This window comes from Inquilinus sp. CA228 (assembly GCF_052078665.1).
In the GTDB taxonomy this organism is placed as follows: domain Bacteria; phylum Pseudomonadota; class Alphaproteobacteria; order DSM-16000; family Inquilinaceae; genus Inquilinus.
The window spans coordinates 1-897 of record NZ_JBQJIK010000193.1 but is presented as its reverse complement, the minus strand read 5'-3'; the positions used below and the strand labels follow the sequence as shown (position 1 = coordinate 897).

Below are 897 nucleotides of genomic sequence, written 5' to 3'. Positions count from 1 at the left end.
TCCGCCGCGGGCGATGCCCCCGTCGACGCCTTCGGCGTCAGGCGCACCGGGTAGATGCTGGTGAACCAGCCCACCGTCCGGCTCAGGTCCAGCCCGCCCAGTTCCTCCCGGCCATGGCCTTCCAGCGCCACCAGCGCCGAGGCCTCGCCACTGCGCCGGCACAGCGTCCGCGCCAGCGCCGTCAGCAGCAGGTCCTCCACACCGGCCCGCCACGCCCGCCCAGCCGTCACCAGACGCTCGGTCAGCGCCGCGTCGAAGCGCTGCCGGTGCTCCGCCCGCTGCAGCACCGTGTTCGCCCCCTCCGGACGCGCCACCGGGAAGCCCGACGGACCGTCCAGCACGCCCTGCCAGTACGGCAGCTCCGCCAGTAGCTCCGGGCTCGCGGCGTAAGCCTGCAGCGTCTTGCCCCATGACCCGAAGCTGCTGCTCGTCTCCGGCAGGGCGATGGCCTCTCCGGCCATGGCATAGGCCGCCTCGAGGTCCTCCAGCAGAATCCGCCAGGACACCCCGTCCACCACCAGATGATGGATCGCCAGCAGCAGACGCTGCGTCCCGTCCCGGCGCTCCACCAGCACCGCCCGCAGCAGCGGGCCTTCGGCCAGGTCCAGGCTGCGCTGGGCCGCCTCCGCCACCGCCGTCTGCTCGGCCTCGTCGGCCACGCTGCGGAGCCACAGCCAATCCTGCTCCGCCGGATCGGCATAGGCCTGGGTCCAGGCGCCGTCCGCGCCCTGGGTGAAGCGCAGCCGCAGCGCGTCGTGATGCGCCACCACCGCCGCGATGGCCGAGCGCAGCGCCTCGGCCTGCAGCCGCTGGCGCGGCGCCAGCAGCACCGCCTGGTTCCAGTGGTGCCGCCCCGGGATCTCCGCTCCGAAGAACCAGCGCTGGATCGGCGTCAGC

General features: G+C 74.0%; 1 protein-coding gene. It reads right to left on the bottom strand.

The features are described 5' to 3' along the window. The coding region (locus ACTOWL_RS37955; protein WP_441326481.1) for a condensation domain-containing protein at nucleotides 1–897 on the bottom strand (897 nt) is incomplete at both ends.